We start from the raw sequence: 25,067 nt of genomic DNA, 5'->3' as shown, positions 1-25,067 counted from the left end.
TTATTTATTTTCAAGTCGGTTTTTTAAGGCTGTCAAAATAGCGATATAGACCTGGTCGCCATAATAGGCATCTTCCACTCCCACATCGATATTCGGGTTGTCATTGATCTCGATCACCATCGCCTTACCTTCCACTTCCTTAATATCGATCCCGTATAATCCAGGCCCCATTAATTTTGCTGCTTTAATGGCATTTTTCAGGATAAGCGGAGGCACCTTCTCAATGGGCAGGCAATCTGCATTTCCATCCTGGTCTTCTTTGTCTTCCGCAGCCCAGTTATAGATCTGCCAGTGATCTTTCGCCATATAATACCGGCAGGCATAAAAGGCCTTACCATCCAGAACACCAATCCTCCAGTCATATTCTGAAGGAGAAAAACGCTGTGCGATCACCAGTTCGGAACTTTTCAGCATTTCATTGACCAGTTCATGGTATGCTTCGGCGGTTTCAGCCTTTTTCACTCCAAAGGAAAATGTTGAATCTGGCGACTTCAGCACGACCGGCAAACCGGTAGTTTCCAGCGCTTTTTCGCGATTGTGTTTGTGCACGATCACGGTTTCGGGAGTTGGAATTCCGGCATTCCGAAGCGCTTCTGCCATAAAAACCTTATTGCAGCATTTGAGGATCGCATCGGGATAATCAATGATTGCGAGCCCTTCCTGTTGGGCTTTTCGGGTAAAAGCATAAGCTTCATTATTCACTTCAGTGCTTTGCCTGATGAACAGGGCATCAAAAGCAGAAAGTCTCGAAAGGTCTTTAGGCCCCAGAATTTCGGTATAAAATCCCAGTTTTTCGGCAATCTCCGTAAACTTTTTAATCGCTTTAGGATTGCTTGGAGGGGCCAGATCTCCCGGCTGGACCAAAATGGCCAGGTCGTATTCAAAATTGTTCTGCCGTGGCGTGTCATAGCGTTTTTTTGCAAAATACTGTTCCGCGAAATAGTGCATGGACTCTTTATGCTCCTTCGGAATTTCAGATTCTGAAATTGCCCGGATACTTTTGATGTTCCACCGATTCGTATAATTAAAATGTACGCGCAAAAAAGGGATTTGAAAATGCCGAAAAAACATGGCGCTCAGATCACGGTATTTCACCGCAACGTTCTGCCCAAAATAAATGCTTAAAACGAACTCCTGGGACTTGATATTTTTGAGGGAGCGTTGTATCAAATCGTCGAACTCTTCAGAAACGATTCGCACCAGTTTGGAATCGCCAAGATCCACCAAATTCTTAACGGTGGGAATTGCCAGATGCCCGCGAGCTTCAGCCAGCAAACTCACGTAATACCCCTTGCTCTGATAGGAGTAATCTTTGCAAAGATTGAAGATCCTGGCCTTTTTTAGTTGGGAAAAAGCAGGATCTGTAAGATATTTCCGGGAAGAAACGATCTCGATATTTTCAAGATGCAGCTTCCAGGTTTCGGGTTGGTTAACCACTATAATTTTCTTCATGCAATTGCTGAAATGTCTTACCAAATGTATAGCAAATTTTGCCACGATAAACAGCAGAAATGGGCTTTCAATATTAATTAGTAAATTCAGGGCAAAATTTAACCTTTCCATTTATGAAGTCACGAATTACCGTTTGTTTCCTACTTTGCAGTCTGAGTTTTTTTGCTCAATCCGATCCGGAATTACTCGAAAAAGCCAGGGCGATTCATCAAAAGGTGATTACCATCGACACCCATAACGATATTGATGTTTCCAATTTTACGGAAGACCGGAACTATACGATGGACCTGGATACCCAGGTAAACCTTCCGAAGATGGAAAAAGGCGGAATGGATGTGACCTGGCTGATCGTTTATACTGGGCAGGAAGCGCTCACACAAAATGCGTACGACAAGGCTTATGAAAATGCCGATCAAAAATTTAAGGCCATTCATCGCCTTTGTGAAGAGATCGCTCCGGAAAAAATCGGGCTGGCGACAAATTCAAAAGAAGTTCGTAAGCTGGTATCAGAAGGCAAAAAAGTGGCGATGATCGGTGTGGAAAACGCCTATCCTATTGGAGAGGATCTTAGCCGTATCCAGGAATTTTATGATCGCGGTGCAAGATATATGTCTTTGGCGCACAATGGTCACAGCCAGTTCAGTGATTCGAATACGGGTGAGGTAGATGGCGTTTGGCTGCATCATGGCCTGAGTGAACTGGGAAAAAAGGCGATTCTGGAAATGAATCGTTGCGGGATCATGATCGACGTTTCTCATCCCAGTAAAGAGGCTATCAAGCAAATGTTCGAACTTTCCAAAGCACCGCTTATCGCTTCTCATTCTTCGGCACGCGCCCTTTGCGATCACAGCCGGAACCTGGACGATGAGTTGCTGGAACTATTTAAGGAAAAAGGCGGCGTGGTGCAGACGGTAGCTTTCACTTCTTATGTGAACAAAGAAAAACACTATGCTTTTAACGCGGCCAGAGATGAAATTTACCAGCGTAAAGCTGCTGAAATGGAGTTTGAGATCCTGCCCCGGGACAGCGTTCGTGGTTTGTCACAGGAAGATCGAAGCGCTTATTACCAACAATATGGAGCGATCAGGAAAGCTGCGGCGACGGAAGTAGCAAATTTGAAAAACACCATAAGCCCTGTGAATGTTTCAGATTTTGTGGATCATATAGATTATTTAGTGCAGAAAATAGGAATTGACCACGTAGGGATTAGTAGTGATTTTGATGGCGGCGGCGGAATTGATGGTTGGAATGACGCTTCAGAAAGTGAGAATATCACGATCGAACTTGTAAAAAGGGGATATTCCGAAGAGGATATTGCCAAATTATGGGGTGAAAATCTTTTACGGGTTATGGATGAAGTAGCCGCTGTTGCGGAAGAACTTCAGGCTAATTAATTGAAATTCACTTCCAGGATATTAGGGTCTCCCCCCTTTCCTTCATTGGCGATATAGATAATTCCCGCGGGAGTGAAACAAATTCCTTCCGGCTGAAAAAATTCAGCAGGATCGAGTTCGTGGATTTTTTTAACTTTTCCGTAGCGGTCAGTGATCACGAGTTTAGGTTTTTCCGCATCCAGAATATAAATATCACGGGTTTCCGGATGAAAAGCCACATCTGCCGGACGTAAAAATTCCCGACGGTCATCGGTCTTTAATCTTTTAAAGATTTCCTCGTTATAATCTACGGTAATTTCCAGGTCTTTATAGATCTCCTGTTTCACGGGATCATAAGTGTATAGCGCTTTATAGGTATCGTCGTTGCCTTCCAGATTATCGCCTTTTACGGCAATAAGCAGGAGATCATCGAAACCACCTGCAATTCCTTCAATATTATTTTTAGTCGTAAAAGGTGTGTCCAGTATGACCGTTTCAGGATCGGCATCCAAATCAGCATTCATTCTAAAGATCTTTCCGTCGCTTCGGGCGATGTAAAAATAATCGTTCAGGTACGTGAGGCCTTCGTAATCGCCAGGTTCGCCAAATTGTATTTTTTTGACGATCTCTTCTTTGTCCAGATCATAAACGAATAAAATCCCGTCTTCATCCTGAATACAGGCTACCTGGTAATCACCTAACCATACAATTCCTGAAATTTCGTCGAGAGCGTTGGGGATGTTCCATTTTTTTACGATTTCGTAGGTTTTGTTTTCGGAATCAAAATCGGGATGTTTTCGCTCATAAAGGGTGTAAATCCCGCCGGCGAGTACTAGCACAAAAATTACAATGGCAACTGCCCATCTGGTCATAACTGGCTATTTTGAATTAAAATTAAGGCTATACAGCGGTGTTGCAAAAAGATTAACAATTCTTTCATCCGGCTGAAAATCAGCTCTAAAAGTTAATATTTTGTTAATTTGGTACCTTTTATAGCATAGTACCGTAACAGAAAATTTTTTAGCTCGTCTATAAAGTACAATCAAATCATTCATCAATTAAAATTTATCAATCATGACATCATTATCAAACATCATTCAGAATTTCAGTTTTCACAGTGAAGCACGAAGTGTTCATCACAAATCATTTTTGAACACCCCTTCCACTTCGAGCAGATCCAGTTGGTACGGCAGAAGACGCTATTCGTAGAAAATCATTATCAATCAAAATTTAGCAGCATGTCAGCTTTTGAGAACATCATTCAGGATTTTGACACGATTCGGGAAAATGGCCTTACTCATCGAAGGCCATTTCTGAATCTGAAGAACGCTACTGGTAGATATACCAGGAACCTTGCTCATCACAGCATCATTTAATTACAATTCATCATCATGACCACTTTATCAAACATTATCAGGGATTTTGGTTTCGGGAGGGAAGCAAACCTCACACATCGCCGAAGCTTTATGAACTCCAAAACCGATTCTTCCAGAGATTGCTGGTACAATCGCAGACATTACGGATAAATTTCATCAATTTATTTCGCGGAACTCCTAAAAACCTAGCCGATAGCCTTTAAACTGTCGGCTTTTTTCATGAAAAATTTTAAAATAAACTTAAATCCAAAGGCCTTCCCTGAAAACATTCGTTTATTTGTCCAGATTTCATTTTAACAAATGTTCGAATACCTTAAGAAGCACCCCAAAACAAAATGGGCCGTGATCCTGGTCGGGACGCCCGTTCTATTATTTTTACTATTCTTCGGAAGCATCTATTTTGGACTGTGGGGAAAGATCCCTACGGAAAAGGACCTGGCAGATCTTCAACAAAATAAAGCCACGCAGGTTCTTGCCAGCAATGGAGAACTCATCGGGAAATTTTACATTTTCGACCGTCAACCCATTAATTTTGACCAGCTTCCCTCGCATCTTATTGATGCCCTGGTCGCTACGGAAGACGTTCGGTTCTATGAGCATGACGGGATCGATAATCGAAGTTTGCTGCGAGTCTTTTTTAAATCTATTTTACTGCAGGATGAATCTTCAGGCGGTGGAAGCACGATTACCCTTCAGCTTGCTAAAAACATCTACGGAAGAAAAGATTACGGTGCACTCGGAATTGTCGTGAATAAAATGCAGGAGGCGATTATCGCCAAACGTCTGGAAAATATCTATAATAAGAAAGAGATCATTCAGCTGTACTTCAATACGGTTCCTTTTAGTGATAACACCTACGGAATTGAAAGTGCCTCGCTGAAGTTTTTCAGTAAACACACAAAGGATCTGAGTCTGGAAGAAGCCGCGGTTTTGGTGGGAATGCTGAAGGCCAGTCACTATTTCAACCCCCGAATTTTTCCTGAACGCAGTAGGCTTCGCCGAGATGTGGTGCTAATGCAGATGGCTAAATATGGATACCTTACGGAGGACGAAGCCCAGCAGGCAAAAATGCTGCCCTTGGTTTTAGACTATAAGAATTATAATCCTAATAAAGGTATGGCCATGTACTTTCGCGAACAGGTTCGGAAACATGTTAGTGAAATTCTGGACACGCTGAAGAATAAGGATGGGGAAAAATACAATATCTATCGTGACGGTCTGGTAGTTCACACCACGCTTAATTACGATATGCAGCAGCTGGCAGAGGCTGCTGTGAAAGAACATATGCAGGAATTACAGGCTCAGCATGAAGCTTCCTACGGAAATTCTGCTCCATGGCTTGCTAATAAGCAGCTGCTTATGGAAACCGTGAAGAAAACTCCGCGATATCAGGCTTTACAACGAGATGGGCTGAGCGAGGAAGCAATCATCAAAGAACTGAGCAAAACGCAACCCACCGAATTGTTCGATTATTCGGGGACTGAAACGAAAAACGTAAGTACTATCGATAGTGTGGCGCATTACATGAAGTTTCTGAATGCCGGACTGCTGGCGCTGAATCCCGAAAATGGTGCTGTGGAAGCCTGGGTAGGCGGTGTGGATTTTCGCTATTTCAAATATGACCATGTTTCACAAAGTAAAAGGCAGGTTGGTTCTACTTTCAAACCTATTGTGTATGCTGCAGCCCTCGAAAATGGCATGGAACCCTGCACCTATTTTTCGGTGCGGGAAGTAACCTATGAAAACGGCTGGACGCCTTCGAATTCCTCTTCGGAAGGAGATGACCCATTTGTGAATTACAACCTGAAAACCGCACTTAGTCGTTCTATGAACACGATCGCAGTGAAGGTTTTGATGCAAACAGGGATTCCGAATGTGATCGAACAGGCTCGGAAAATGGGAATTGAATCAAAATTACCGGCGGTTCCTTCAATTGCTCTTGGTACTGCGGCCTTGAGCGTAGATGAAATGGCAGAGGCCTACACGAGTTTCGTTAATTCCGGTTATCATTCCAGGCCGTATTACATCACTAAGATCGAAGACGGAAATGGCAATATTCTGGCAGAATTTGAACCTGAAGTTTCGAAATCCAGGGCTTTTTCCGAAGAAACGCGTAAAACCATGATCAATTTCATGCAGGCCACAGTTGATGAAGGAACCGCTTCCAGGCTGCGCTATCGCTACGGATTGAATAACGACATTGCCGGAAAGACCGGAACGACGCAAGACAATAAGGACGGCTGGTTTGTGGGGATCACACCAAACCTGGTTTGCGTAAGTTGGGTAGGCGCCGATGACCAGCGGATTGGTTTTAGGAATACTGCCATTGGTCAGGGAGCCAATTCTGCCTTGCCAATTTTCGCATTACTGATGCAAAAAATGAATGCCAACAGCGAATTCAACGAGATTACCAGGGCCAGGTTTGCCCCCATTACCGGTGAACTCGCCCAGGCTTTAGACTGCGATGCTCAAAAACGCGATAACTTTTTCGAACGCTTATTTTCATCCAGAAAGAAAGATCAGGAAAAACAGCAGGATCGCGAACGACCTCAAAAAGAGAAAAAGAAGAAAGGCTTCTTCAAAAAACTATTCGGCGGAAAAAAGAATAATTAAAATTCTTTATTGATCTGCATTCTTAGTTTCCGGGAATAATCCTCTTCCAGCCAGTCGCGGTAATTCTTCGTGCTTTTACTGATGCAGTAGGAATATTGCTTGATCCTTGAGGAAATATCGTCTTTCAGCTCCTTAGCGAGGATGCGTGCATCAAAAACGTCTTCACTGTTCTCCACACACATTTTCACGTGCTGTTCCATAGACCACTCCAGGACCGTCTTCGATTTGAGTCCGCGTTTGATCACCTCGTCATAAGCCTCTTCCACGTTAAAGCTAACGACTTCAGAATTGGCAAATTTCTCTCGAATTTCCGGAGGCATCTCATACTGGAATTCGCGCTCGATCTCTTCATCACTCAATAGATTTTCAAAATAGAAATCAGGAGAACGGAAGATCTGTTTCCAGTCTACCGGGCTGCTCCAGTGGCCAAAACGAGCCATATTATTACCAAGATCAATAACGGTAAACTCATCTTTATTTTTCAAAATACGAGATCCACGCCCGATCATTTGGAAATACAGCGTAAGCGATTTGGTGGCCCTGTTAAGGATGATTGTTTCCACGGTAGGTTCATCAAAACCGGTGGTAAGAATACTTACCGAAGTCACAATAGCATCAGGTGTATGTTTAAACCATTTCAGGATCTCTTTCCGATCCTGCTTACTGGTAGTATTATCCAGGTGCCTGATGGGAAGTCCCGCATTCTTAAAGGTATGGTATACTTCTACGGAAGTGTTGATACCATTATTGAAGATCAGCGTCTTTTTCCCATTGGAACGTTCGTAATAGGCATTCAGGAGTTTCTCCTGCATGCTGTAATTGGAATAGAGCTCTTCCGAAGATTTTACGGTATAATCACCATTCATCCCGACCTTCAGATTGGTAAGTCCTACATTATAGCTGTAAATATTTGCACGCGCCAGGAAACCTTTATCAATAAGGGAATTGATAGAATCCCCCACGATAAGTTCGCGATAGTTGTCTTTCATGGGTAACTTGATGTTTGAACTCAACGGAGTCGCGGTAACGCCCATGATAAAACACTTCTCGAAGAACTTGAACAACTTTCGGAAAGAATTATAATGCGCCTCATCAATGATCACCAGTCCTATGTCTTCAATTTCCAGTTTTTCGTCGTTCAGGCGATTGTTCAGCGTTTCCACCATCGCTACAAAACACATGTACTCATCCTGGTCTGGCAATTCCTTCACCTTACTGTTGATGATCTTATTGCGCACACCAAAACCGGTAAGCATCTTGGAAGTTTGCTTACACAGCTCGATACGGTGAGTAAGAATCAGTACTTTTTTGTTGGTTCGCTGAATATATTCGCGGGTGATCTGGGAAAAGATCACCGTTTTTCCACCGCCTGTAGGCAGCTGGTACAGAAGGTTGTACTTTTCAGGGTGCTCCTCGATTACCCCGAATATTTTATTTATATCCTTTTTCTGATAATCATACAGTTGCTTGTCTACTTTCTTTTCTTCAATTCCGAATGTTTCTGACGCCATATATACCTTTATAAGTAAGCAATTTTGCAAAAATAAAGGATTTTTCAGGTTTACTCAAAATTAATGTTGCAAGATTCAGCCCTCGAAGTAAAACTTTATGATTAAATTTACAGGGCTTTGCTACCAGCTCTCTCCTTAACTTAACCGTAAAGCACTCCCCCGGAAATGCATACATCCTAAAACGGGCGGAAATTGAACACTTCAGAAGCTTTATATATTCGATACAAACCGGTGCTGGATTCCTGTGAATTTTTCAGAAATCTCGGGGAAGAGCACTGGAAAGAACTGCTTTTATCCTTCCGCGAAGAACTCTGGACCAAGAATACCTGCATACTGAACCGCAAAAAGTTCCTGTTTCATTTTTACATCATTTGCCGCGGAAGGGTTAAAATGTATCGCCTGGCCGAAAATAGCCTGAAAGAGCACACGCTGTTTTTGTTGAGCAAAGGGGATGTTTTTGATGTTTTTTGCCTGTTCGATGGCGATAAACACCGTGTGTACTACGAATGCCTGGATTCCACCAAAGTTCTGGCGATCAGGATGGACGAATTGCGCAGATGGATGCAGCAGCAACCGCAATTTTACCCCATGTTCCTGCAATATGCTGCCAAGATGATGCGAAAACTGGAAAAAACCGCTTCGGAACTTATTTTTACCGATCTTTCCACCAGGTTGCTTCAGCTTATCCTTTCCAATATCAATGAGAGGAATCATCAGTTGGAACTCATCGATAATCTGCCCAATAAAGAACTGGCCAGTATGGTTGGAAGTACCAGGGCTGTGGTCAATCGTTACCTGCAAACGCTGAAGAAAAAAGGCGCCATCCAGATCACCCGGAACCGGATCAAAATTATGAATATGGATTTGTTGTTGAAGGAATTAAAGATACACTCGGGCAATTCTTAAAATTGCGCTATCTGCTACCTGAGTAGTTTTCAAAATTAGCCTTACATGATAACTTCGGAAGGTATTTATTCACCAATTAATCTTAAGCCAAATGAAAAGGATTCTAATGTACAGTTTGATGATCGGGTGGGCGCTTGCCGCCTATTCGCAGCACGTGATTGAGCTGGAAGAAACCGAGTTGACCTTCGTTCCTTCCGCCAAGGTAATCTTCGAAGACTACGGAAATGGCAATCTTCGCATCTCTGAAGCGTATTCCAACCAGTTTGAAAATAACGCTATTCGTTTTCTAAAGGAAAATTTTGATATCCACGAATTCCTTCGGTTGAACAAAACCGAAAATTTCGATCAGGTCATGGTTCTATTTTCCAGTTCCAGAGGTTCCCTGAAAGCTCAATACGACAAAAATGGAGAGCTCGTCAAGACCTTTCAGAAGTTTCGCGATCTGCCTTTACCCAAAGCTGTGACCGAGCAGGTTCAGCATAACTACCGAAACTGGTCTGTCGTTCAGAACAAATACCTGGCAACCAGTCGCAAAGATGAGATCGTAAAGGAAAAATACGTGATCCATATCCAGAAAGGGTCAATGAAAGACCGCCTGGTCATCACGCCAAAATACGATTCAAGATTGGGCGATATTGGCCTTGCTCAAAACAAACCCTGATTGAATCGTGAAAGAGACTGTCCTACCTCAGAAAAATTCCACTTCCTTCCAAACGTTTCGCAGAATGGTTAGTTGAAAAGTACATCCTGCAATGTGAATGGTATTTTCGAGATTTCAGGCAGTCTCTTTCATTTTGGAGGTTTATTTTTTAAACAGGTCTGAAGACAGGTATCGATCCCCTCGATCACAAACAATGCTTACAATAAGACCGCTTTCCAGGCTGTTGGCCAGTTTTACGGCAGCAGCAGCAGCTCCACCACTACTCATTCCGGCGAAAATGCCTTCTTCTTCTGCCAGTCTCCTGGTCATTTTTACCGCTTCCTCCTCCGTGACTTCGATCACCTGGTCTACTTTTTCGGGTTTAAAGATCTTCGGAAGATATTCCTGTGGCCATTTCCTGATCCCCGGAATTCTAGCTCCATCTCCCGGCTGCACACCAACGATCTGCACTTCCGCAGATTGTTCCTTTAAAAAAGTACTGGTACCCATGATCGTCCCGGTAGTTCCCATGGATGAGACAAAATGAGTGATTTTCTGATTGGTATCTCTCCATATTTCGGGTCCGGTAGTTTTATAATGAGCCTGCCAGTTATCATCATTGGCAAACTGATTCAGCATAAAATAATTACCGGTTGCCATTTTCTCTTCCGCATAATCCCTGGAACCTTCAATACCAATCTCTGCATCGGTCAGGATCACTTTCGCCCCGTATGCTTCCATGGTTTGAACGCGTTCGATGGTAGAATTCTCGGGCATCACCAGCTCAATGTTCAGCCCAAAGATTCCCGCGATCATGGCCAATGCGATACCGGTGTTTCCGCTGGTCGCTTCAATAAGTTTGGTATTCTTATCAATATCTCCGCGTTCCAGGGCACTTTTGATCATGTTATAGGCTGCACGATCTTTCACGCTTCCACCAGGATTTTGACCTTCCAGCTTAAAATAAAGCTCCACTTTGGGATTATCGAGCAGTCTTTTGGCTTTTACCAACGGGGTATTTCCAACTAAATCGAGAACTGAATTATTCATTGACGGTATTTTTAATGCTTATTTGTGGCTGGTGTGAAACCATGGAATTGGCGGGAACAGATTTTGTTAACCACACATTCCCTCCAATAATGCTATTTTCTCCTATGACGGTCTCTCCTCCTAGAATGGTGGCATTCGCGTAAATGGTGACATTGCTTTTAATCGTAGGGTGCCGCTTGATGTTTTTGAGCGAGCTGTCCACATAAAGTGCGCCCAGTGTTACACCCTGGTAGATCTTCACGTTATCCTCGATGATGGCAGTTTCGCCTATTACCACACCCGTGGCGTGATCTATAAAGAACGAATTCCCAATTTTCGCTCCCGGGTTAATATCGGTTCCGGTAAGCCGGTGAGCACATTCGGTCATCAGTCGTGGTACGAGCGGCAATCCGAATTTATAGAATTCATGGCTGAGCCGGTACACCGCGATGGCAAAAAATCCGGGATACGAGAGGTATACTTCTTCTACTGAATTGGCTGCAGGATCATTTTCAGCGATCGCTCGGGCGTCATAATTCAGTTTTTCCAGGATTTCAGGCAACTTCTGAAGATAGTCTTTCCAGATGTCCTGGCAGGGAGAACCGGGTTCCCAGCAAACCAGTTTGGCCAGAACTTCAAAATCTTTGCCCAGTTCCATGATGTTATTGGCCACTTCTGTCTGGCGGTCAAATAACGTATAGAAAAGTTTCCGGGTAAAATCTTCGGTTTTTTCCTTGATGCTGAAATTGAGATTGGGAACGTTCTTCTGCCTCTCAATTTCCTTGATGATTCTTTCCATCTCCATAGCTGAATTCTTGAAAGATCAAATTTAGAGAATTCTAATTACAATCTCTTACGCAGAAAGGCTTGAGATTTTAACCAATACGCTAATTCTTCGTTAAAAAACAGCCAAGCCATATTCAAGAAACTGCCTGGTTGAAGTAAATTAGAGTAACAATAAATCTGATAAAAATGGCACAAGAGAAAAAATCGCCGAAGGAGCAGAAGAGCCAGCAACAGAAGCAGACTCCAAAGCAAAAACAACAGCCAGGAAAAACCAAGAAATAGGTTTTCCGGGTACATCACATTATGTTCAGGCCACCTCCAAAGGGTGGCTTTTTATTTTACAATTTTTAGGGCAATCTTAACGGGACTTTTAAACCGTTTCCTTCCAAATCGCCCTAATTTAGTGGTACTAACCAAATTTTATCGAAATGTCTAAAGATTCCTCTTCCGGAAATCTGGGCTGGCCTTCGGTCTGGGCCCTGGCCGCCGGCGGAATGGTTGGCGGCGGAATTTATACGGCACTCGGCGTGGTGGTATCGGTTTCAGGACAATGGGCCTGGCTAAGTTTTATCATTAGCGGTATTATCGCAGCTTCCAGTGCTTATTGCTATGTAGTTCTTGCCAATAAATTTGAAGAGAGCGGCGGTGCATTTACCTATTTGAGAGAAGTTGATAAAGAAGGGATTGCTGGGAGTCTATCCTGGTTGCTGCTGTTGGGTTATGTGCTGACAATGGCGGTATACGCCTTCGCCTTCGGGCATTATCTTTCTTATTCATTCAATGGTGGGCCGCTCATCACAAGGCTTTGCGCCATTGGAATCATGGCAGGTTTAATAGGCCTTAATCTTGCCGGGGTAACCAAAACCAAGAAAGTGGAAATTGCAATCGTGACGCTCAATTTGGTCGCCCTCATCGGGCTGGCTGTACTCGGGTTCATGCATTGGGATAAATTACAACTGATCTCTGGTTTGGAACCCAGACCAATTTGGTCAGCTCCTATTGGTGCGGCCAGCATCTTCATGGCGTACGAAGGCTTTCAACTATTGACTTATGAATACGATGAGATCAAAAAACCGAAGAAGATCCTGAAACCCACCATCATGTTCGCGGTGGGTTTTGTCATTCTAATCTACGCTGCGGTTGCCATTGGCGCCGTTATGCTGGCCGGCGGACTGGCGATCATTGCACAAAAACAGGTTTCACTTTCCATGGCTGCGCGTGAAGCAATAGGTACCCCGGGTTTGATCATTATGACCGTTGCGGCGGTTTTCGCAACAGCTGCCGCGATCAATTCTACCTTGTTTTCCAGTTCCAATCTCTCTAAAAGAGTGGCTGATGATAAAGAATTGCCAGGTATTTTCCAGAAAACCCGGAATAACGTGCCTTATGCCGCCGTGATTTTGCTCGGTGTACTTTCAACCATTTTGGCCGTCATCGGGAAATTATCTTCGCTCGTAGAAGCTGCAAGCCTGATTTTCCTGATCACTTTCGGAACGGTGAATATAATCGCATTAAATTACGTTCAGAAAAAATGGAAATGGTTCGCGTGGCTGGGAATAATTATGACTGGCATTGTGCTCATTGTCCTGATCGCGAGACTGGTCACCGTAGCGCCGGTACAGTTGGGAATCCTGATATTCCTGGCTCTTCTCATCATTATTGGTCGCCCGGCAATGGTCAAGAGCTTTTCCAAAAACGATTCTGATGATCAATCTGAAAAAAAATCTGAAGATGAAAATTAGTAGCCCTGTTAACGCTTTATTATTCTTAATGATCGAATTGACCGTCGCGCTTGGTTATTCTCAAAACAAGACCGAAATTCGGGTTTTTAATGCCATGAATTCTTCCGCTTCAGTAGAAATTCAGGCTGATAAAGCTTCTTCCAAAAGTCTGAATATTGGCAGTGAAATAGAAACCGATTTTCAGCAGTTGCATCCGGCAAAATATCAGTTTCGGGTACATTCCAATTCTAAGAATTTGCTGCAAAAAGAACTGGCCCTGGCAAAAAACCAGGCCTATACAATTATTGTCTTCGGAAAACCGGAACTTTCTTCGGAAGTGAATCAACAAACTTTTAAGCACAAAATGCACTATATTTTTGAAGGCTCCGAAAATTTTACTGCCAACGGTTTTTTACCCTCCTATTTTGTGTTTCGGGAAAAAGTGAAACTTCAGAAAGGAGCAGCCGCGGTAAGGGCTTTTCATGCCGCCGCAGGAACCGGAGAGATTTCCATTACACTGAAGGAACCGGGAAAAGACCAGACGAAGAACGTGGCCAGTAAACTAAAATATGCCTCGCCAGTGATGAGCACTCGAATTGAAGCGGGTTCAAAAGAAGTACAGGTTTTCCTGGGAAATTCACCTGAACCGGTCATTAGGCAGCAATACGATTTTAAGGAGCAAAAAGATTATATTTTTATAATAACCGGCAAAAATGGCAAATTAGAACTATACATCCTGGAAGATTAATCTCTTACCAATGAGAAATGGCCTTTTTTGGTGCCATATCCTTCAATTTCAATGAAATACCAGTAATCAGCTGCCGGCATAGGTTTGTTGATGAAAGTGCCGTTCCACTGGAAGCCCTGTCCCCTGCCAGATTTCAGTAATTTTCCGTAGCGGTCAAAAATGCTGATGTTCGAAGAGGGGAAAAATTCAATTCCCCTGATTTCAAAAACATCATGATAACCATCATTGTTGGGCGTGATATATTCCGGAAAAACGATGTGTGCAAAAGTGAGCGTTTCAACCTGGCAGCTTTCGGTATCTTTCATGTAGGCCGTGTAAATCCCGCCGGGGACATTTTCAAATCTGCTTTCAGCCTGAAAATTGATTCCATCGATCGAGTATAAAAAATCAGCCTCGGTGATGGGAATGATCTCAACATCCCATCCATCTGTCACCACATCAATGATTCCGGGTGTTGGGACCGTATTCACTACAATCGTCCTGGTTATATAACATTCCGAAGAAGAACTTACCCGCACGCTATAGGTCCCGGGCGTGGCTATATTAATAGTTTCAGTGGTCGCTCCCGTATTCCAAAGGTATTGGTAACCACTCACGCCCGCTTCGAGTAATTTTAGAGTTCCAGGGCAGATATAGGTAATTTCATCTGAAACTTCCGGGAGGTCTGTGATCTCCAGCTGGATAGCTGTTCGTTCACTGGGCTGGCAATTACGGCTGCTTACCACGGCTTCCGCATAAAAAATCCCGGCATTTTCAGGCTGATAGCGCAATACTCCGGCTGCCAGTAAATTGCCATTATCATCATACCAATTCGCCGTTTCATGGGTTCCCACTTTCACTTCGAGGTACGGAATCGGATCATTTTCACAGGCCGAACGATCGCCCAGGCTTTCAGGCGGTTCGGGTTTTGGAAAGATCTGAACCTGAAATGCTTCGGAAGCGGAACTACAAACGTTACTGCCAAGATTTGCAGGATCTTCAGCGGCCTTTACGCGGAAATAACGAGTTTCTGTAAGCGCGGTTGTTTGATATTGTATGGAATTGGCCCCCGGAATATCCTGCCAGTTCTCGCCGTCACTACTTTGTTGCCACTGGTAGAAAACCTGTTCGTATACTGAATTATCTGATGCTGCATTCAATTCTACGGAATACGGAGTTTCTTCAGCACAAAGATTCACGGGAGAAGCTGTAGTATCGGGCGATTCTACCGTGGTAAGATCGCCGCAGGACCTGAAAACGATATCATCGATCGCGAGGTCATTCCCACAGCCGCCTTCACCATTATTGAACATCTTCAAAATCACAGAATTCTGCCCGGGTTCCGAGCTAAAGGTTAGTGCATACTGCGTCCACTGCGGGTTAGAAGAAGAAAGGATATCGCCTGTATCGCCAGATTTTAACAGAACAGCATCGGTCTCATCCCAGATCTCGAAACGCACGTTGTTCGGGATTCCGCCATTTTCACAAATCCCGCTATCGCGATCATAAACGTTCATAATAAATGCAGAGAATTCGTAAGTGGTATTCTCACAAAGACCGTCAATTTGTTTGCGGTAAAAACGGCCAGGTGTGAAATCGGCATTTACGATAAGCGCCCTTCCACCAGAATAGGTCGTGGAAGGAAAATAGCTGTGCCAGGACGTGTTGTACTGCCCAACCTGGCTGGAAATGGCATACTGCCCGTCGTTGGGGTCTGTGTCACTAACATAACGATATTCCGTAATTCCAGATTGCAGTGGATCCCCAAAGCCTGAACCACTTCCAAAATCCTCCTGGAAAATAGGGTCTCCCTTACTGCCGCTGCAGAAGCCAAGCTGACTAAATCCTTTTAGTCCAATAAATATAAAAATCCCAAAAATTAGTATTCTTCTCATTAAAGCACGTGATCTGCCAGGCTAACGAACTGGTAAGAATTGCTCCATTTCTGCTCATGAGATTCTACCGTTATTTTCCTGATTCTCTCTTTGTAAGCCTCTAAAATACCGTTTTCAATGAGAAAACTTACTGCCTGCTCAAAAGATTTGTACATACTTTTTTCAAAGGCGGAAGAAATATTGTCTTTGCCGCGAGCAAAAGTCTGAGCGATCTCCACATTATAGAACATGATCTCAGCCAGCACATCTGGCGCCATTTCCAGTTTTGAATATTCCCGAATGATCTTCTGGGCCACTGACCTTCGCATCTTTGGTTTCCGGCGATTTACCGGAAAATATTCCTTGGAAATCTTAAATTTTGCCTGATCCAGTAACTTATCTTCCTGCGGATTAAAAATGAAATCATAGTATTTTTTTACTTCATCAAAACGCTCGTACATATCTAGGAGTTGCTCCTGCAAATCCTTTCTTTTGAGTTCTGCGATGTACTTTTTAAAATCTCTTTTGCTCAAGACTGCTTTAATTTTTGAATATTTAGCAATAATTTTCCTGATAATTCTCGGAGCCACAAGAGTTGATCTGTAACCAGCCTCGCCTCCTGCAGTTGCAAACGAAAATCCCTGTCGATCTGCTCCTTCCCTGCCCTGATCTCTTCATCACGTTTCCGGGAGAGTTCCTGGAATTTTTCTTCCAGTTTTTCCGAAGCTTCGCGGAAATCTTCTTCACTGATAGCCTGTATTTCCTGATCTTCCAATACCTTCTGACAGTTTTTTAAATTCTGCTGAATGGTTCTGGAAGTAGTTTCAAAATAAGCCGAAGGTTTTGTCGTAGGGTGATTGCGAATATACGTTCCCAGTGACGCCAGTGCCGAAAGGAAGGTTTGGTTCAGTACCGTAATTTCAAAAATCAACCCGGGGTTTTCCTGTTGTGAGCGGGGTTCCTGCGTCATGCGCTGGAAAGCACCGCTCAAATTTCCCATTTCCAGGAAAGCTTTTTTACGAGCCAGCTTGTAACTCGTGGGGAGAGTTTCCTTATCGTGGTAATATTTATCAATTTCCAGGAAGCATTCGTAATTGGCTTCAATGGAAGAATTAACAAAATCTTCCAGCGTTTGTGCTTCCCATTTCGGCCAGAGAAAGAAGTTCCCGGCTGCTGCAAGCGCTGCGCCAACAATCGTATCTAAAACCCTGTATTGTATCACTTTAAGAACTTCCGGTTGAAGTAAAGCATAAATAAAAATTATACTCAAGGTAATGAAGGTTGCAGCCGTGGTATAATTTTTTTGAATCAGGGAAAAAGCCATTGTTAAAGACAAAATCCCGAGAATGGCATACACGGTGGGATTGCTGGTAAGAAAAACCACGCCTACCGCGATGACTCCGCCAATTAGCGTACCGATAATCCTGTTCTTTGTTCGCTGCTTGGTAAGACCGTAATTCGGGCGCATGATCACAATAATTGTTAGCAGGATCCAATAGGCATTTTGCACCGAAAAATACACTCCAATGAGGTAACCAATCACCACGACCAGGCTCATCCTGATGGAATGCCTGAAAATCGCTGAATCAAAATTGAAATTATTGCTGAGCACTTTCCAGCTGTAATCCTGCGGCGTCAGGAAATCCCGCACTTCTTTTTCCTTCAGTTTCAATTTACGCTGGTCTTTCAGGTTGCGTAAAACCCGATCGATATTCATAATTTTACGGGCTTGACGTTGCTGATAGTCAAATAAATTCCGAAGTGCGAGAACGGCTTCCCGTTCGGTGGTTATATCGAGTCTATTTCTGAAATTGTCCAAATTTTCTGAAACACTGGCCTGGTATTGCTGAATTTTATTCTCCGGGAGTGGCTTATTCTTATACACCGCCAGGGAAATTCCTTCCAGGTGCAGGGCCAGTTTCCGGCTAAAAGCGGCGAACTCTTCCAGAATTTCAGCATGTTTGCCCAGGGTCTCGTGCATTTTCTGATAATCAATTGGATGTGACATCGCCAGTTCCAAAATATCAACAAGATCAATAAAGATGAGCAATCGTTTCCGCATATATCCGGAACCTCCTGAGTGTGATCGTGACTGTATCAGCAGTTCGCGAAGGCTTTCATGGTGTTCGTTCAGTTCTTCCTGCAAGCGGAAAAGTTCTTTTTGCAAATCTTCGGAAAATGTTCCGCTGCGAAGAAAATCGGCACGAGTACGAAGGTATTGTGCGGTAAGTTCCATTGTTTCTGCGATTTGCTGCTCGATGGCTCTTTTCGGTTTAATGAAATACCAGAGAATACTCAGGCTGAGATACCAAAGTCCACCGGCAAGTATTAGCAATGCCTTGTGCCAGATGGCGATCCCAGACTGTATTCCGGCGAAGCTGATCACCACCGCCAATAGCCCGGAAAAGCTCACGAGCGAAGCGCGAAAACCATAAACCGATAAATAGGAAATGCTGAAGATCATTACCAGCAGCATGGGAATAGTTGAGTAAATCGAAAATTCTGCGTAACGACCAATGAGAAAAGAAACGGCTCCAAGGATCGCCGCGATCACCACGCCTACGACCTTATGTTTGAAAGTCCCGGTAATATCGCTGGGAGAGCTGAGCAGGCAGCCAACCGCCATACTGATCCCCCATTCTTTCAGGCCTATTTCTGAAAATACAAAAATGGGAATGACCATGGCTATGGAAAGCACGACCGCTTTCGAAAAATCGGTGCTTCTGATGAATTTGGAAAACTCATCCCGGTATTTGGTCCATGGAATATTCAAAGTCAGAATTTGATCGCTGAAATTATCAATTTAAACCGGAAAATAGGAGTTTTGCCAGTATTGCTTTTCATTTTAAGGAGATTTTGGCAGAATGGAATAGGGATTTCCGCAAGAAACGGGTACTTTCAAAAGAAAAAATGAATCAGCAAATTTTATTTAAAAGTCGGCCAGAAGGAAAGCCTGGAAATGACAATTTTCAGTTCGAAGACCTTCAAGAGCCTGAATGCCAGGATGGTGAAATCCTGTTGGAAGCAGAATATGTTTCCGTAGACCCTTATTTGCGTGGCAGAATGAGAGATGAAAAATCGTATATCCCGCCATTTGAGATCGGTAAACCGCTGGAGTCTATGGTAGTTGCGAAAGTCCTAAACTCGAAAAATTCCAATTTTCAGGAAGGTGATCGAGTGGTTGGAATGTTAGACTGGAAGAAAAAGCAGGTTCATGATGGCAAAAATCTTCGGAAAATCGATACCCGGCTTGCTCCGGCACCGGCTTTCCTGGGAGTTTTAGGACTTACCGGACTCACCGCCTATCTGGCTTTGGAAAAGATCGGAAAACTGAAAGAAGGCGAAACGCTGCTGGTTTCCGGAGCTGCCGGTGCCGTTGGAAGCATCGTGGGACAGATTGGGAAGATCAAAAACTGTAAGGTTGTTGGTATAGCCGGAAGCGATGAAAAAATAGCGAAAATAAAATCCTGGGGTTTTGACGACGGCATCAATTACAAAACCACCACGAATATGAAGGGAGCAATCAAAGAATTGTGCCCAAATGGTGTGGATGTTTATTTTGATAATGTAGGAGGCGAAATTTTGGACGCCAGTCTTCAGAATATCAATAAATTCGGAAGGATAATTAATTGTGGGGCGATTTCGATATACAATGAAACCGAACAACCTACCGGGCCAAGACCGGAAGGTATTCTAATTAAGAAATCTACATTGATGCAGGGCTTTCTGGTTCGTGATCATGTAGAAGATTTTGAAGCTGCCATTCAGCAGCTAGGAAGCTGGCTTAAAGATGGGAAACTGGAATATGAGGAGACTATCGTAGAAGGTTTTGAAAATATTCCTCAGGCTTTCATTGATCTTTTTGACGGAAAGAATACCGGGAAAATGCTGGTGAAAATTTAAACTAAAAAGGCCCGTTTGAAACGGGCTTTTTTAATACTTAACTATTGCAATTCTATTGTTCCTGTGCAGTTGGCATAATATACACATCATTAATATTGGCTCTTGCCGGTTGGTTAAGCGCATAAAAAATAGATTCTGCAATATCTTCGGCTTGTAGCGGTGTTAGATTTTGCAGTGTGGATACGAAATCTTCCTTGATCTCTTCATCAGTAATGGAATCGGTCAATTCTGTTTCCACCGCTCCAGGCTCAATAGAGGTTACATTGATATTATAATTAGGTGCCAGTTCCATTTTTAAACCTTCGGAAAACATGCGAACGGCAGATTTTGTTGCACAATACACTGCACCACCTGGATATATTTTTCTTCCTGCACTGGAGGCAACATTGACGATATGACCTCCTTTTTGCTCGATCATATCGGGCAAAACTGCGGCTACACCATTCATAACGCCTTTAATATTTACATCTACCATTTTCTCCCATTCATCGGTATGTAGGTTTTTAACGTAAGAGAGCGGCATCAAACCGGCATTATTGATCAATCCGTCAACCGAATGGAAATCTTTCTTTGCAGACTCCACGATCTTTTTCCAGTCGTCTTTTTTGGTCACATCGGCTTCTACAACAATTGCCTTTCCTTTTCCCTGTTCGTCGATCTTTGACTTCAATTTTTCCAATCGATCTTTTCGCCTGGCAGAGAGAATGACATTGGCTCCTTCGCTTGCCAGTTTCATGGCAGTCGCCTCACCAATTCCGCTTGATGCTCCGGTAACGATAATAGTTTTTCCTTGAATACTCATAATTTTCCTTTTTTCAGTTATCAATTTTTCTGAAGATACTATTGAGATAGCTGAAATCAATGATAATTAAAGGCTTTAGCACGAAATTAACCCCTATGAAGAGCGGCTGTTAAGCTTTTTAGGAATTGTATAAAAAAAAGCCGGTTTTTCAACCGGCTCGACACTTTTCTAGCAATTATTTTTTTGGAGGCCTGGATGGTCTTACTTCAATTTTACTTGGAAGCGTACGAGGATTCATTTTCAACAAATCTCCCACGAGTTCCCCAATATCTTCGATCTGGATCTTCCACGCGTCTTTATCATCCGGTTCATTTCCGTTGAAATAAGTAGCTACAGATCCTGGCATGATGGTGCTTACTTTTACTCCTTTATCACGCAGGTCGAGCATTATTGCCTGTGAAAACCCGGTAAGTCCGAATTTTGAAGCATTATAGGCAGCACCCCCGGCAAAGAAATTCGTTCCCGCAAGACTGGAAATAGTAATAATGTACCCTTCGGTTTTTTTCAATTCGGTCACACTGGCCTTCACACTATAAAAAACACCGGTGAGGTTGGTATCGATCGTAGTGTTCCAGTCATCAGGGCTCATATCTTCTATAGAACCGAATTTCCCAATCCCGGCATTGGCCACCAGGACATCCAGCGAACCAAATTGGTTCACTAATTTTTCAACTGCTTGTTGCTGACTCTCATAGCTACGTACATCGGCTTCGAGTGGCAGGACCTCTCCAAATTCAGAAAGTTCACTGGCCGCCTCTTCAGCAGCTTGTAATTTCCGGCTGGTGATTCCCACATTGTACCCCATTTTCAGCAGCGTTTTCGCCACACCAAAACCTATTCCTTTACTTCCGCCTGTTACCAAAGCGGTTTTTTTCTGATCGCTCATAAACTTCAATTTTTGAGGAATAAAGCTACTAAAGCCATTCAAGTAGCTGAAAAATAAAGGGCTAAGATTCTGTTAATTTTAAAGGTTAAATACTTGATAAATCTGAAGTAAACACTTTCATACAAACACAAAAAAATTAACTTTGTGATCTGGAAATTCAGCCTGCATGGTTGATTTATTTTACCTGACCATAAATTCGTTTACCTTGGAAAATATCAAAGCACAAAAGTTACTGAATAAGATACAACGCGATCTAATGCGCAACGGGATCATCACCAATACGCTGGTTGAAGATCTTAAGGAACTAAGAAAGATGGTGGTTGAAGAAAACATCCCATTGCTTGCCAAAACCATCAGGCTTGCTTACGAGCATATCGAAGAAAATGACGCTTTTGATATTCCTATTCCGGATGACGAACCTTTAGAGGAAGGTGAAGAAGTGGAAGAAACTGAAGATGCCGAAGTGATCACAGGCCAGGAAAGCCTGGAATATATGCTTTCCCTGATGGCAGATCATGCAAATAAAGTGAATGAAATTGAGTTGCGCGAATATGTTCGCGCGATGAAAGAAGCTGCCGGCGAGGATTACTAAATTCCTGCCACGCACTGCGGCCTCTGCTTCAGAAGATTTCCGGAAAATTGCCGAAAAAGAAAGATTGATGAAAGAAAAAGCGAAATCTAAAAAGAAGTCGCGTATCCGGTTATTACATCAGTATTATAAGTATACAGGATTTTATGGTTTTGTGGGCTCCAGCCTTAAAAAAGCCGTGCTGCCCATCGTTATCTTTATTGGAGCGCTTTGGGCCGTAGATCATTTTTTCCTGAATATCGAAGACATGCTGGTTCATATAACTGAAACCTACCAGCCTGCAAAAGTACTGGCCATTTTTCTGCTTTCTGAATCTTTACTGGGTCTCGTGCCGCCGGAATTATTTATCGCCTGGGCGGGAAAATCGGCAGCACCCTTCTTGTTTCTTACGCTGCTCGCCAGTATGTCTTATCTCGGTGGAGTCATATCGTATGGGATCGGGCTTTCGGTGACCAAAATTCCTTCCGTACGTTTACTAATGGAAGTAAAACTAGCCAAACACATTCACAATACCCGAAAATGGGGTGGTTTCCTGATTATCGTAGGTGCCCTTCTACCCATACCTTTTGCGATCACTTCCATCGCTGCCGGTATTATCAGGTTCCCCTTTTCCAGTTACCTGATCTTCGCGCTGCTACGATTTGCCAGATTCTATTTGTACGCTCTGGTAATTTTTAAAATGGTTTAACGAATTCTTCCGGAAAGCCCTAAACTTTTGCTAAGGTTCAAGGCTTTAAGCCCATTTAATTCTATCTTGGATTTGCTAATCAACCAAACTAAAACTAATGAATTCCAAGATCAAGAAAATGGCGCGTGCAGGCTATGTGGCTAAGGGCGTTGTTTACGGGGTTACCGGTCTCCTCACTTTCATGGCCGCCTTTAATATGGGCGGTACCAAAACCGGACAAAAAGGAGTGTTTAAATTCCTGGAAGATCAACCCTTCGGAAATGCTATTTTGATACTCATGGCCATTGGCCTGGTTTGCTATTCTGGATGGCGTTTTTACCAAAGTATCAAAGATCCTGAAAATATTGGCAGTCACGATAAAGGGAAGATCAAGCGTATCGGTTTTTTTATCAGCGGATTGATTTATCTCGGCTATGCCGTTTATGCCATTATTACGTTGATCAATGCCGGTTCCAGTGGCGGGGGAAAAACCTTCAGTTTCCTTTCCGGGAACTTCGGAATATTTGTTTTTGCCGTGATCGGTCTTTCACTGGTAGGTGTTTGCATTTTTCAGATTAAAAAAGCGACTTCCGGAAAATTCCTTCAGAAGTTCAATTATAAATCCATAACCGAAGAAAAACGAAGAAAAGTGATCAAAAACACCGGTTATTTAGGGATTATTTCCAGGGCTGTCATTTTTGGAGTTATGGCATTCGTTTTTTTAAGAGCTGCCTATCGCTCCAATACCAATGATATTAAAACGACGGCTGACGCCTTCTCGTTTTTGCAGGATTCTGCCTACGGCGCCTGGCTGATGGGACTGGTAGCCGCCGGCCTGGTCTTATATGGAATATTCATGTTTATGACCGCGAAATACAGAAGATTTCAAACCTAATTTAGAAAACAACCAAAATAAATAGCTATGTCAATTTTAACGATTATCCTCAACATTCTTTTACCTCCTTTGGCTGTGTTCATGAAACATGGTGTAGGAATGACTTTGCTCATCAGCATCTTGCTCACGATCCTGGGCTGGTTGCCAGGAGTGATTCATGCCTTTCTGGTAAATGGAACGAGATAAACAAAAAGCCTGCATTTGCAGGCTTTTTTTATTGTTCTTCTTCTCTTTCTTTTTTCTGAACTACTTTCTGCCAGACCCAGGCACTTTTCAAGGCTTCATCCAAGGATCGGCTGGCTTTCCAGCCCAGTTCCTTATTGGCCTTTTCTGTATCTGCGTAGGCGGCGGTCACATCTCCATGTCTTCTAGGAGAGATTTCATAAGGAAGTTTCTCCCCGGTGCTTTTCTCGAAAGACTGAATCACTTCCAAAACAGAATTTCCTTTCCCGGTTCCAAGATTAAAAACTTCGTAATTTGACTTTTCTTTTCCGTTCATCAATCTTTGTAGAGCCGTAACATGCGCTTCCGCAATGTCTACCACGTGAATGTAATCTCTTATGGCAGTTCCGTCTTCAGTAGGATAATCATTTCCAAAAACCGATAATTTCTCCCTTTTTCCGATGGCCGTTTGCGTAATGAATGGTACCAGGTTTTGCGGAGTTCCAAGCGGTAATTCTCCAATTTCTGCGGACGCATGGGCTCCAATTGGATTGAAATAGCGCAAGGATATTGCTTTCATGTTTGAATTGACTTTACAGGTATCCTGAATGATCTCCTCTCCTATCTGCTTGGTGTTACCGTATGGAGATTCGGCCTTTTTTACGGGTGCATTCTCGGTTATTGGCAGTTCATCTGCCTGACCATAAACGGTACAGGAAGAACTGAAAATGAAGTGGGAATGTTCCTTTTTCTGCAATTCCTGCAACAAATAAATGAGGCTGGAAATATTGTTTTCGTAATAGAGTAAAGGTTTTTCAACGCTTTCCCCTACGGCTTTGGATGCCGCAAAATGAATTACGCTGTCTATTTCCGGATATTTTTCAAAAAAAATCTTAACAGCCGATTTATCTCGAAGATCGATATTTTCAAATTCCGGAGTTTGCCCGGTGATCTCGGTAATTCCACCAAGAACATCAATCGAAGAATTTGAAAGATTATCAATGATCACCACTTCCACGCCTTGCTGCTGAAGCGCGACGACGGTATGCGACCCAATGAATCCGAGTCCGCCAGTTACCAGTACTTTTTTATTTTTCATAAATCTTAGTTTCAGCCAAGCAAATTAAGAAAATCAACTTAGTCCACCAGCCTGAT

General features: G+C 43.2%; 24 protein-coding genes. 13 read left to right on the top strand and 11 right to left on the bottom strand.

Annotation, left to right across the window (positions count from 1 at the left end):
• Entirely contained in the window at positions 1–1,452 is a 1,452-nt protein-coding gene (locus GRFL_RS15920) for a RimK family protein (RefSeq protein ID WP_083646210.1), read from the bottom strand.
• Between the two features lie 113 nt (positions 1,453–1,565).
• Between GRFL_RS15920 and GRFL_RS15915 the strand changes: the two genes are divergently transcribed.
• Complete coding sequence (locus GRFL_RS15915) at positions 1,566–2,846, top strand: dipeptidase (RefSeq protein ID WP_083645538.1); 1,281 nt, start codon at positions 1,566–1,568, stop codon at positions 2,844–2,846.
• Here GRFL_RS15915 and GRFL_RS15910 read toward each other — a convergent pair.
• Positions 2,843–3,697, bottom strand: coding sequence for a hypothetical protein (locus GRFL_RS15910; RefSeq protein WP_083645537.1), 855 nt, complete (start codon positions 3,695–3,697; stop codon positions 2,843–2,845). The two genes, GRFL_RS15915 and GRFL_RS15910, sit on opposite strands and share 4 nt — an antisense overlap.
• A gap of 366 nt (positions 3,698–4,063) precedes the next feature.
• Between GRFL_RS15910 and GRFL_RS18055 the strand changes: the two genes are divergently transcribed.
• The 3 genes from GRFL_RS18055 to GRFL_RS15905 all read left to right on the top strand — a co-directional run bounded on the left by GRFL_RS18055 (position 4,064) and on the right by GRFL_RS15905 (position 6,814).
• Positions 4,064–4,201 carry a hypothetical protein gene (locus tag GRFL_RS18055; RefSeq protein ID WP_157493007.1) on the top strand — a complete coding sequence of 46 codons (138 nt, stop codon included), beginning with the start codon at positions 4,064–4,066 and terminating at the stop codon, positions 4,199–4,201.
• A 15-nt stretch (positions 4,202–4,216) separates the two neighbouring features.
• Entirely contained in the window at positions 4,217–4,351 is a 135-nt protein-coding gene (locus GRFL_RS18315; RefSeq protein ID WP_257787366.1) for a hypothetical protein, read from the top strand.
• Positions 4,352–4,501: 150 nt separating this feature from the next.
• Positions 4,502–6,814 (top strand): penicillin-binding protein 1A, encoded by a 2,313-nt coding sequence (locus GRFL_RS15905; RefSeq protein ID WP_083645536.1) that lies wholly within the window; start codon positions 4,502–4,504, stop codon positions 6,812–6,814.
• Here GRFL_RS15905 and GRFL_RS15900 read toward each other — a convergent pair.
• A complete protein-coding gene (locus GRFL_RS15900; protein ID WP_083645535.1) occupies positions 6,811–8,325 on the bottom strand; it encodes a DEAD/DEAH box helicase in 1,515 nt (504 codons plus the stop codon). The genes GRFL_RS15905 and GRFL_RS15900 overlap by 4 nt on opposite strands.
• A gap of 192 nt (positions 8,326–8,517) precedes the next feature.
• Between GRFL_RS15900 and GRFL_RS15895 the strand changes: the two genes are divergently transcribed.
• Together GRFL_RS15895 and GRFL_RS15890 are read left to right on the top strand one after the other, a co-directional pair.
• Positions 8,518–9,231: a Crp/Fnr family transcriptional regulator gene (locus GRFL_RS15895; protein ID WP_083645534.1), complete on the top strand. Its 714-nt coding sequence runs from the start codon at positions 8,518–8,520 to the stop codon at positions 9,229–9,231.
• A 91-nt stretch (positions 9,232–9,322) separates the two neighbouring features.
• Positions 9,323–9,892 carry a hypothetical protein gene (locus GRFL_RS15890; protein ID WP_083645533.1) on the top strand — a complete coding sequence of 190 codons (570 nt, stop codon included), beginning with the start codon at positions 9,323–9,325 and terminating at the stop codon, positions 9,890–9,892.
• A gap of 141 nt (positions 9,893–10,033) precedes the next feature.
• Here the strand turns inward: GRFL_RS15890 and cysM are convergent, their stop codons facing one another.
• Both cysM and epsC read right to left on the bottom strand, forming a co-directional pair.
• Entirely contained in the window at positions 10,034–10,921 is an 888-nt protein-coding gene (gene cysM, locus GRFL_RS15885) for a cysteine synthase CysM (RefSeq protein ID WP_083645532.1), read from the bottom strand.
• Complete coding sequence (gene epsC, locus GRFL_RS15880; RefSeq protein WP_083645531.1) at positions 10,914–11,705, bottom strand: serine O-acetyltransferase EpsC; 792 nt, start codon at positions 11,703–11,705, stop codon at positions 10,914–10,916. The genes cysM and epsC overlap by 8 nt, the downstream gene beginning before the upstream one ends.
• A gap of 409 nt (positions 11,706–12,114) precedes the next feature.
• On the opposite strand from epsC, the gene GRFL_RS15875 reads away from it, so the two are divergent.
• Positions 12,115–13,428, top strand: a complete 1,314-nt coding sequence (locus tag GRFL_RS15875; RefSeq protein ID WP_083645530.1) for an APC family permease — start codon at positions 12,115–12,117, stop codon at positions 13,426–13,428.
• On the top strand, positions 13,418–14,155 hold the full coding sequence (locus GRFL_RS15870; protein WP_139839203.1) for a DUF4397 domain-containing protein: 738 nt from the start codon (positions 13,418–13,420) through the stop codon (positions 14,153–14,155). The genes GRFL_RS15875 and GRFL_RS15870 overlap by 11 nt, the downstream gene beginning before the upstream one ends.
• Here the strand turns inward: GRFL_RS15870 and GRFL_RS15865 are convergent.
• From GRFL_RS15865 to GRFL_RS15855, 3 genes are read right to left on the bottom strand one after another with little or no spacing between them, the layout of a single operon-like run.
• A complete protein-coding gene (locus tag GRFL_RS15865; protein ID WP_083645528.1) occupies positions 14,152–16,029 on the bottom strand; it encodes a T9SS type B sorting domain-containing protein in 1,878 nt (625 codons plus the stop codon). The genes GRFL_RS15870 and GRFL_RS15865 overlap by 4 nt on opposite strands.
• The gene (locus GRFL_RS15860; RefSeq protein WP_083645527.1) at positions 16,029–16,541 is read right to left on the bottom strand and encodes a DUF6155 family protein; all 513 of its coding nucleotides are present in this window, start codon (positions 16,539–16,541) and stop codon (positions 16,029–16,031) included. The genes GRFL_RS15865 and GRFL_RS15860 overlap by 1 nt, the downstream gene beginning before the upstream one ends.
• Positions 16,538–18,781 carry an FUSC family protein gene (locus GRFL_RS15855; protein WP_236995817.1) on the bottom strand — a complete coding sequence of 748 codons (2,244 nt, stop codon included), beginning with the start codon at positions 18,779–18,781 and terminating at the stop codon, positions 16,538–16,540. The genes GRFL_RS15860 and GRFL_RS15855 overlap by 4 nt, the downstream gene beginning before the upstream one ends.
• A gap of 137 nt (positions 18,782–18,918) precedes the next feature.
• Here GRFL_RS15855 and GRFL_RS15850 point away from each other — a divergent pair, with 137 nt between their 5' ends.
• Positions 18,919–19,911 (top strand): NADP-dependent oxidoreductase, encoded by a 993-nt coding sequence (locus tag GRFL_RS15850; protein ID WP_083646205.1) that lies wholly within the window; start codon positions 18,919–18,921, stop codon positions 19,909–19,911.
• Between the two features lie 52 nt (positions 19,912–19,963).
• On the opposite strand, the gene GRFL_RS15845 is transcribed toward GRFL_RS15850, so the two are convergent.
• Entirely contained in the window at positions 19,964–20,713 is a 750-nt protein-coding gene (locus GRFL_RS15845) for an SDR family oxidoreductase (protein ID WP_083646203.1), read from the bottom strand.
• Positions 20,714–20,888: 175 nt separating this feature from the next.
• Positions 20,889–21,599 carry an SDR family oxidoreductase gene (locus GRFL_RS15840; RefSeq protein WP_083645526.1) on the bottom strand — a complete coding sequence of 237 codons (711 nt, stop codon included), beginning with the start codon at positions 21,597–21,599 and terminating at the stop codon, positions 20,889–20,891.
• A gap of 166 nt (positions 21,600–21,765) precedes the next feature.
• Here GRFL_RS15840 and GRFL_RS15835 point away from each other — a divergent pair, with 166 nt between their 5' ends.
• The 4 genes from GRFL_RS15835 to GRFL_RS15820 all read left to right on the top strand — a co-directional run bounded on the left by GRFL_RS15835 (position 21,766) and on the right by GRFL_RS15820 (position 23,936).
• Entirely contained in the window at positions 21,766–22,191 is a 426-nt protein-coding gene (locus tag GRFL_RS15835; protein WP_423738269.1) for a hypothetical protein, read from the top strand.
• 67 nt (positions 22,192–22,258) lie between these two features.
• Positions 22,259–22,876 carry a YqaA family protein gene (locus GRFL_RS15830; protein WP_086047654.1) on the top strand — a complete coding sequence of 206 codons (618 nt, stop codon included), beginning with the start codon at positions 22,259–22,261 and terminating at the stop codon, positions 22,874–22,876.
• A gap of 97 nt (positions 22,877–22,973) precedes the next feature.
• The gene (locus GRFL_RS15825) at positions 22,974–23,750 is read left to right on the top strand and encodes a DUF1206 domain-containing protein (protein ID WP_083645524.1); all 777 of its coding nucleotides are present in this window, start codon (positions 22,974–22,976) and stop codon (positions 23,748–23,750) included.
• Positions 23,751–23,777: 27 nt separating this feature from the next.
• Positions 23,778–23,936: a YqaE/Pmp3 family membrane protein gene (locus GRFL_RS15820; RefSeq protein WP_083645523.1), complete on the top strand. Its 159-nt coding sequence runs from the start codon at positions 23,778–23,780 to the stop codon at positions 23,934–23,936.
• A gap of 28 nt (positions 23,937–23,964) precedes the next feature.
• Here the strand turns inward: GRFL_RS15820 and galE are convergent, their stop codons facing one another.
• Positions 23,965–25,011: a UDP-glucose 4-epimerase GalE gene (galE, locus tag GRFL_RS15815; protein ID WP_083645522.1), complete on the bottom strand. Its 1,047-nt coding sequence runs from the start codon at positions 25,009–25,011 to the stop codon at positions 23,965–23,967.
• Positions 25,012–25,067 lie beyond the last annotated feature (56 nt).

It is taken from the genome of Christiangramia flava JLT2011, assembly GCF_001951155.1.
GTDB lineage: Bacteria > Bacteroidota > Bacteroidia > Flavobacteriales > Flavobacteriaceae > Christiangramia > Christiangramia flava.
This window is presented reverse-complemented; position numbering and strand designations above follow the sequence as displayed.

Bases quoted from the DNA above. Each gene is read 5' to 3' on its own strand.
- GRFL_RS15905 (WP_083645536.1), top strand. From the start codon at position 4,502: ATGTTCGAATACCTTAAGAAGCACCCCAAAACAAAATGGGCCGTGATC.
- GRFL_RS15845 (WP_083646203.1), bottom strand. From the start codon at position 20,713: ATGAGTATTCAAGGAAAAACTATTATCGTTACCGGAGCATCAAGCGGA.
- GRFL_RS15830 (WP_086047654.1), top strand. From the start codon at position 22,259: ATGAAAGAAAAAGCGAAATCTAAAAAGAAGTCGCGTATCCGGTTATTA.
- GRFL_RS15920 (WP_083646210.1), bottom strand. From the start codon at position 1,452: ATGAAGAAAATTATAGTGGTTAACCAACCCGAAACCTGGAAGCTGCAT.
- cysM (WP_083645532.1), bottom strand. From the start codon at position 10,921: ATGAATAATTCAGTTCTCGATTTAGTTGGAAATACCCCGTTGGTAAAA.
- GRFL_RS15850 (WP_083646205.1), top strand. From the start codon at position 18,919: ATGAATCAGCAAATTTTATTTAAAAGTCGGCCAGAAGGAAAGCCTGGA.
- GRFL_RS15890 (WP_083645533.1), top strand. From the start codon at position 9,323: ATGAAAAGGATTCTAATGTACAGTTTGATGATCGGGTGGGCGCTTGCC.
- GRFL_RS15915 (WP_083645538.1), top strand. From the start codon at position 1,566: ATGAAGTCACGAATTACCGTTTGTTTCCTACTTTGCAGTCTGAGTTTT.
- GRFL_RS15820 (WP_083645523.1), top strand. From the start codon at position 23,778: ATGTCAATTTTAACGATTATCCTCAACATTCTTTTACCTCCTTTGGCT.
- GRFL_RS15900 (WP_083645535.1), bottom strand. From the start codon at position 8,325: ATGGCGTCAGAAACATTCGGAATTGAAGAAAAGAAAGTAGACAAGCAA.
- GRFL_RS15835 (WP_423738269.1), top strand. From the start codon at position 21,766: ATGGTTGATTTATTTTACCTGACCATAAATTCGTTTACCTTGGAAAAT.
- GRFL_RS15865 (WP_083645528.1), bottom strand. From the start codon at position 16,029: ATGAGAAGAATACTAATTTTTGGGATTTTTATATTTATTGGACTAAAA.
- GRFL_RS15910 (WP_083645537.1), bottom strand. From the start codon at position 3,697: ATGACCAGATGGGCAGTTGCCATTGTAATTTTTGTGCTAGTACTCGCC.
- galE (WP_083645522.1), bottom strand. From the start codon at position 25,011: ATGAAAAATAAAAAAGTACTGGTAACTGGCGGACTCGGATTCATTGGG.
- GRFL_RS15870 (WP_139839203.1), top strand. From the start codon at position 13,418: ATGAAAATTAGTAGCCCTGTTAACGCTTTATTATTCTTAATGATCGAA.
- GRFL_RS18055 (WP_157493007.1), top strand. From the start codon at position 4,064: ATGTCAGCTTTTGAGAACATCATTCAGGATTTTGACACGATTCGGGAA.
- GRFL_RS18315 (WP_257787366.1), top strand. From the start codon at position 4,217: ATGACCACTTTATCAAACATTATCAGGGATTTTGGTTTCGGGAGGGAA.
- epsC (WP_083645531.1), bottom strand. From the start codon at position 11,705: ATGGAGATGGAAAGAATCATCAAGGAAATTGAGAGGCAGAAGAACGTT.
- GRFL_RS15875 (WP_083645530.1), top strand. From the start codon at position 12,115: ATGTCTAAAGATTCCTCTTCCGGAAATCTGGGCTGGCCTTCGGTCTGG.
- GRFL_RS15840 (WP_083645526.1), bottom strand. From the start codon at position 21,599: ATGAGCGATCAGAAAAAAACCGCTTTGGTAACAGGCGGAAGTAAAGGA.
- GRFL_RS15825 (WP_083645524.1), top strand. From the start codon at position 22,974: ATGAATTCCAAGATCAAGAAAATGGCGCGTGCAGGCTATGTGGCTAAG.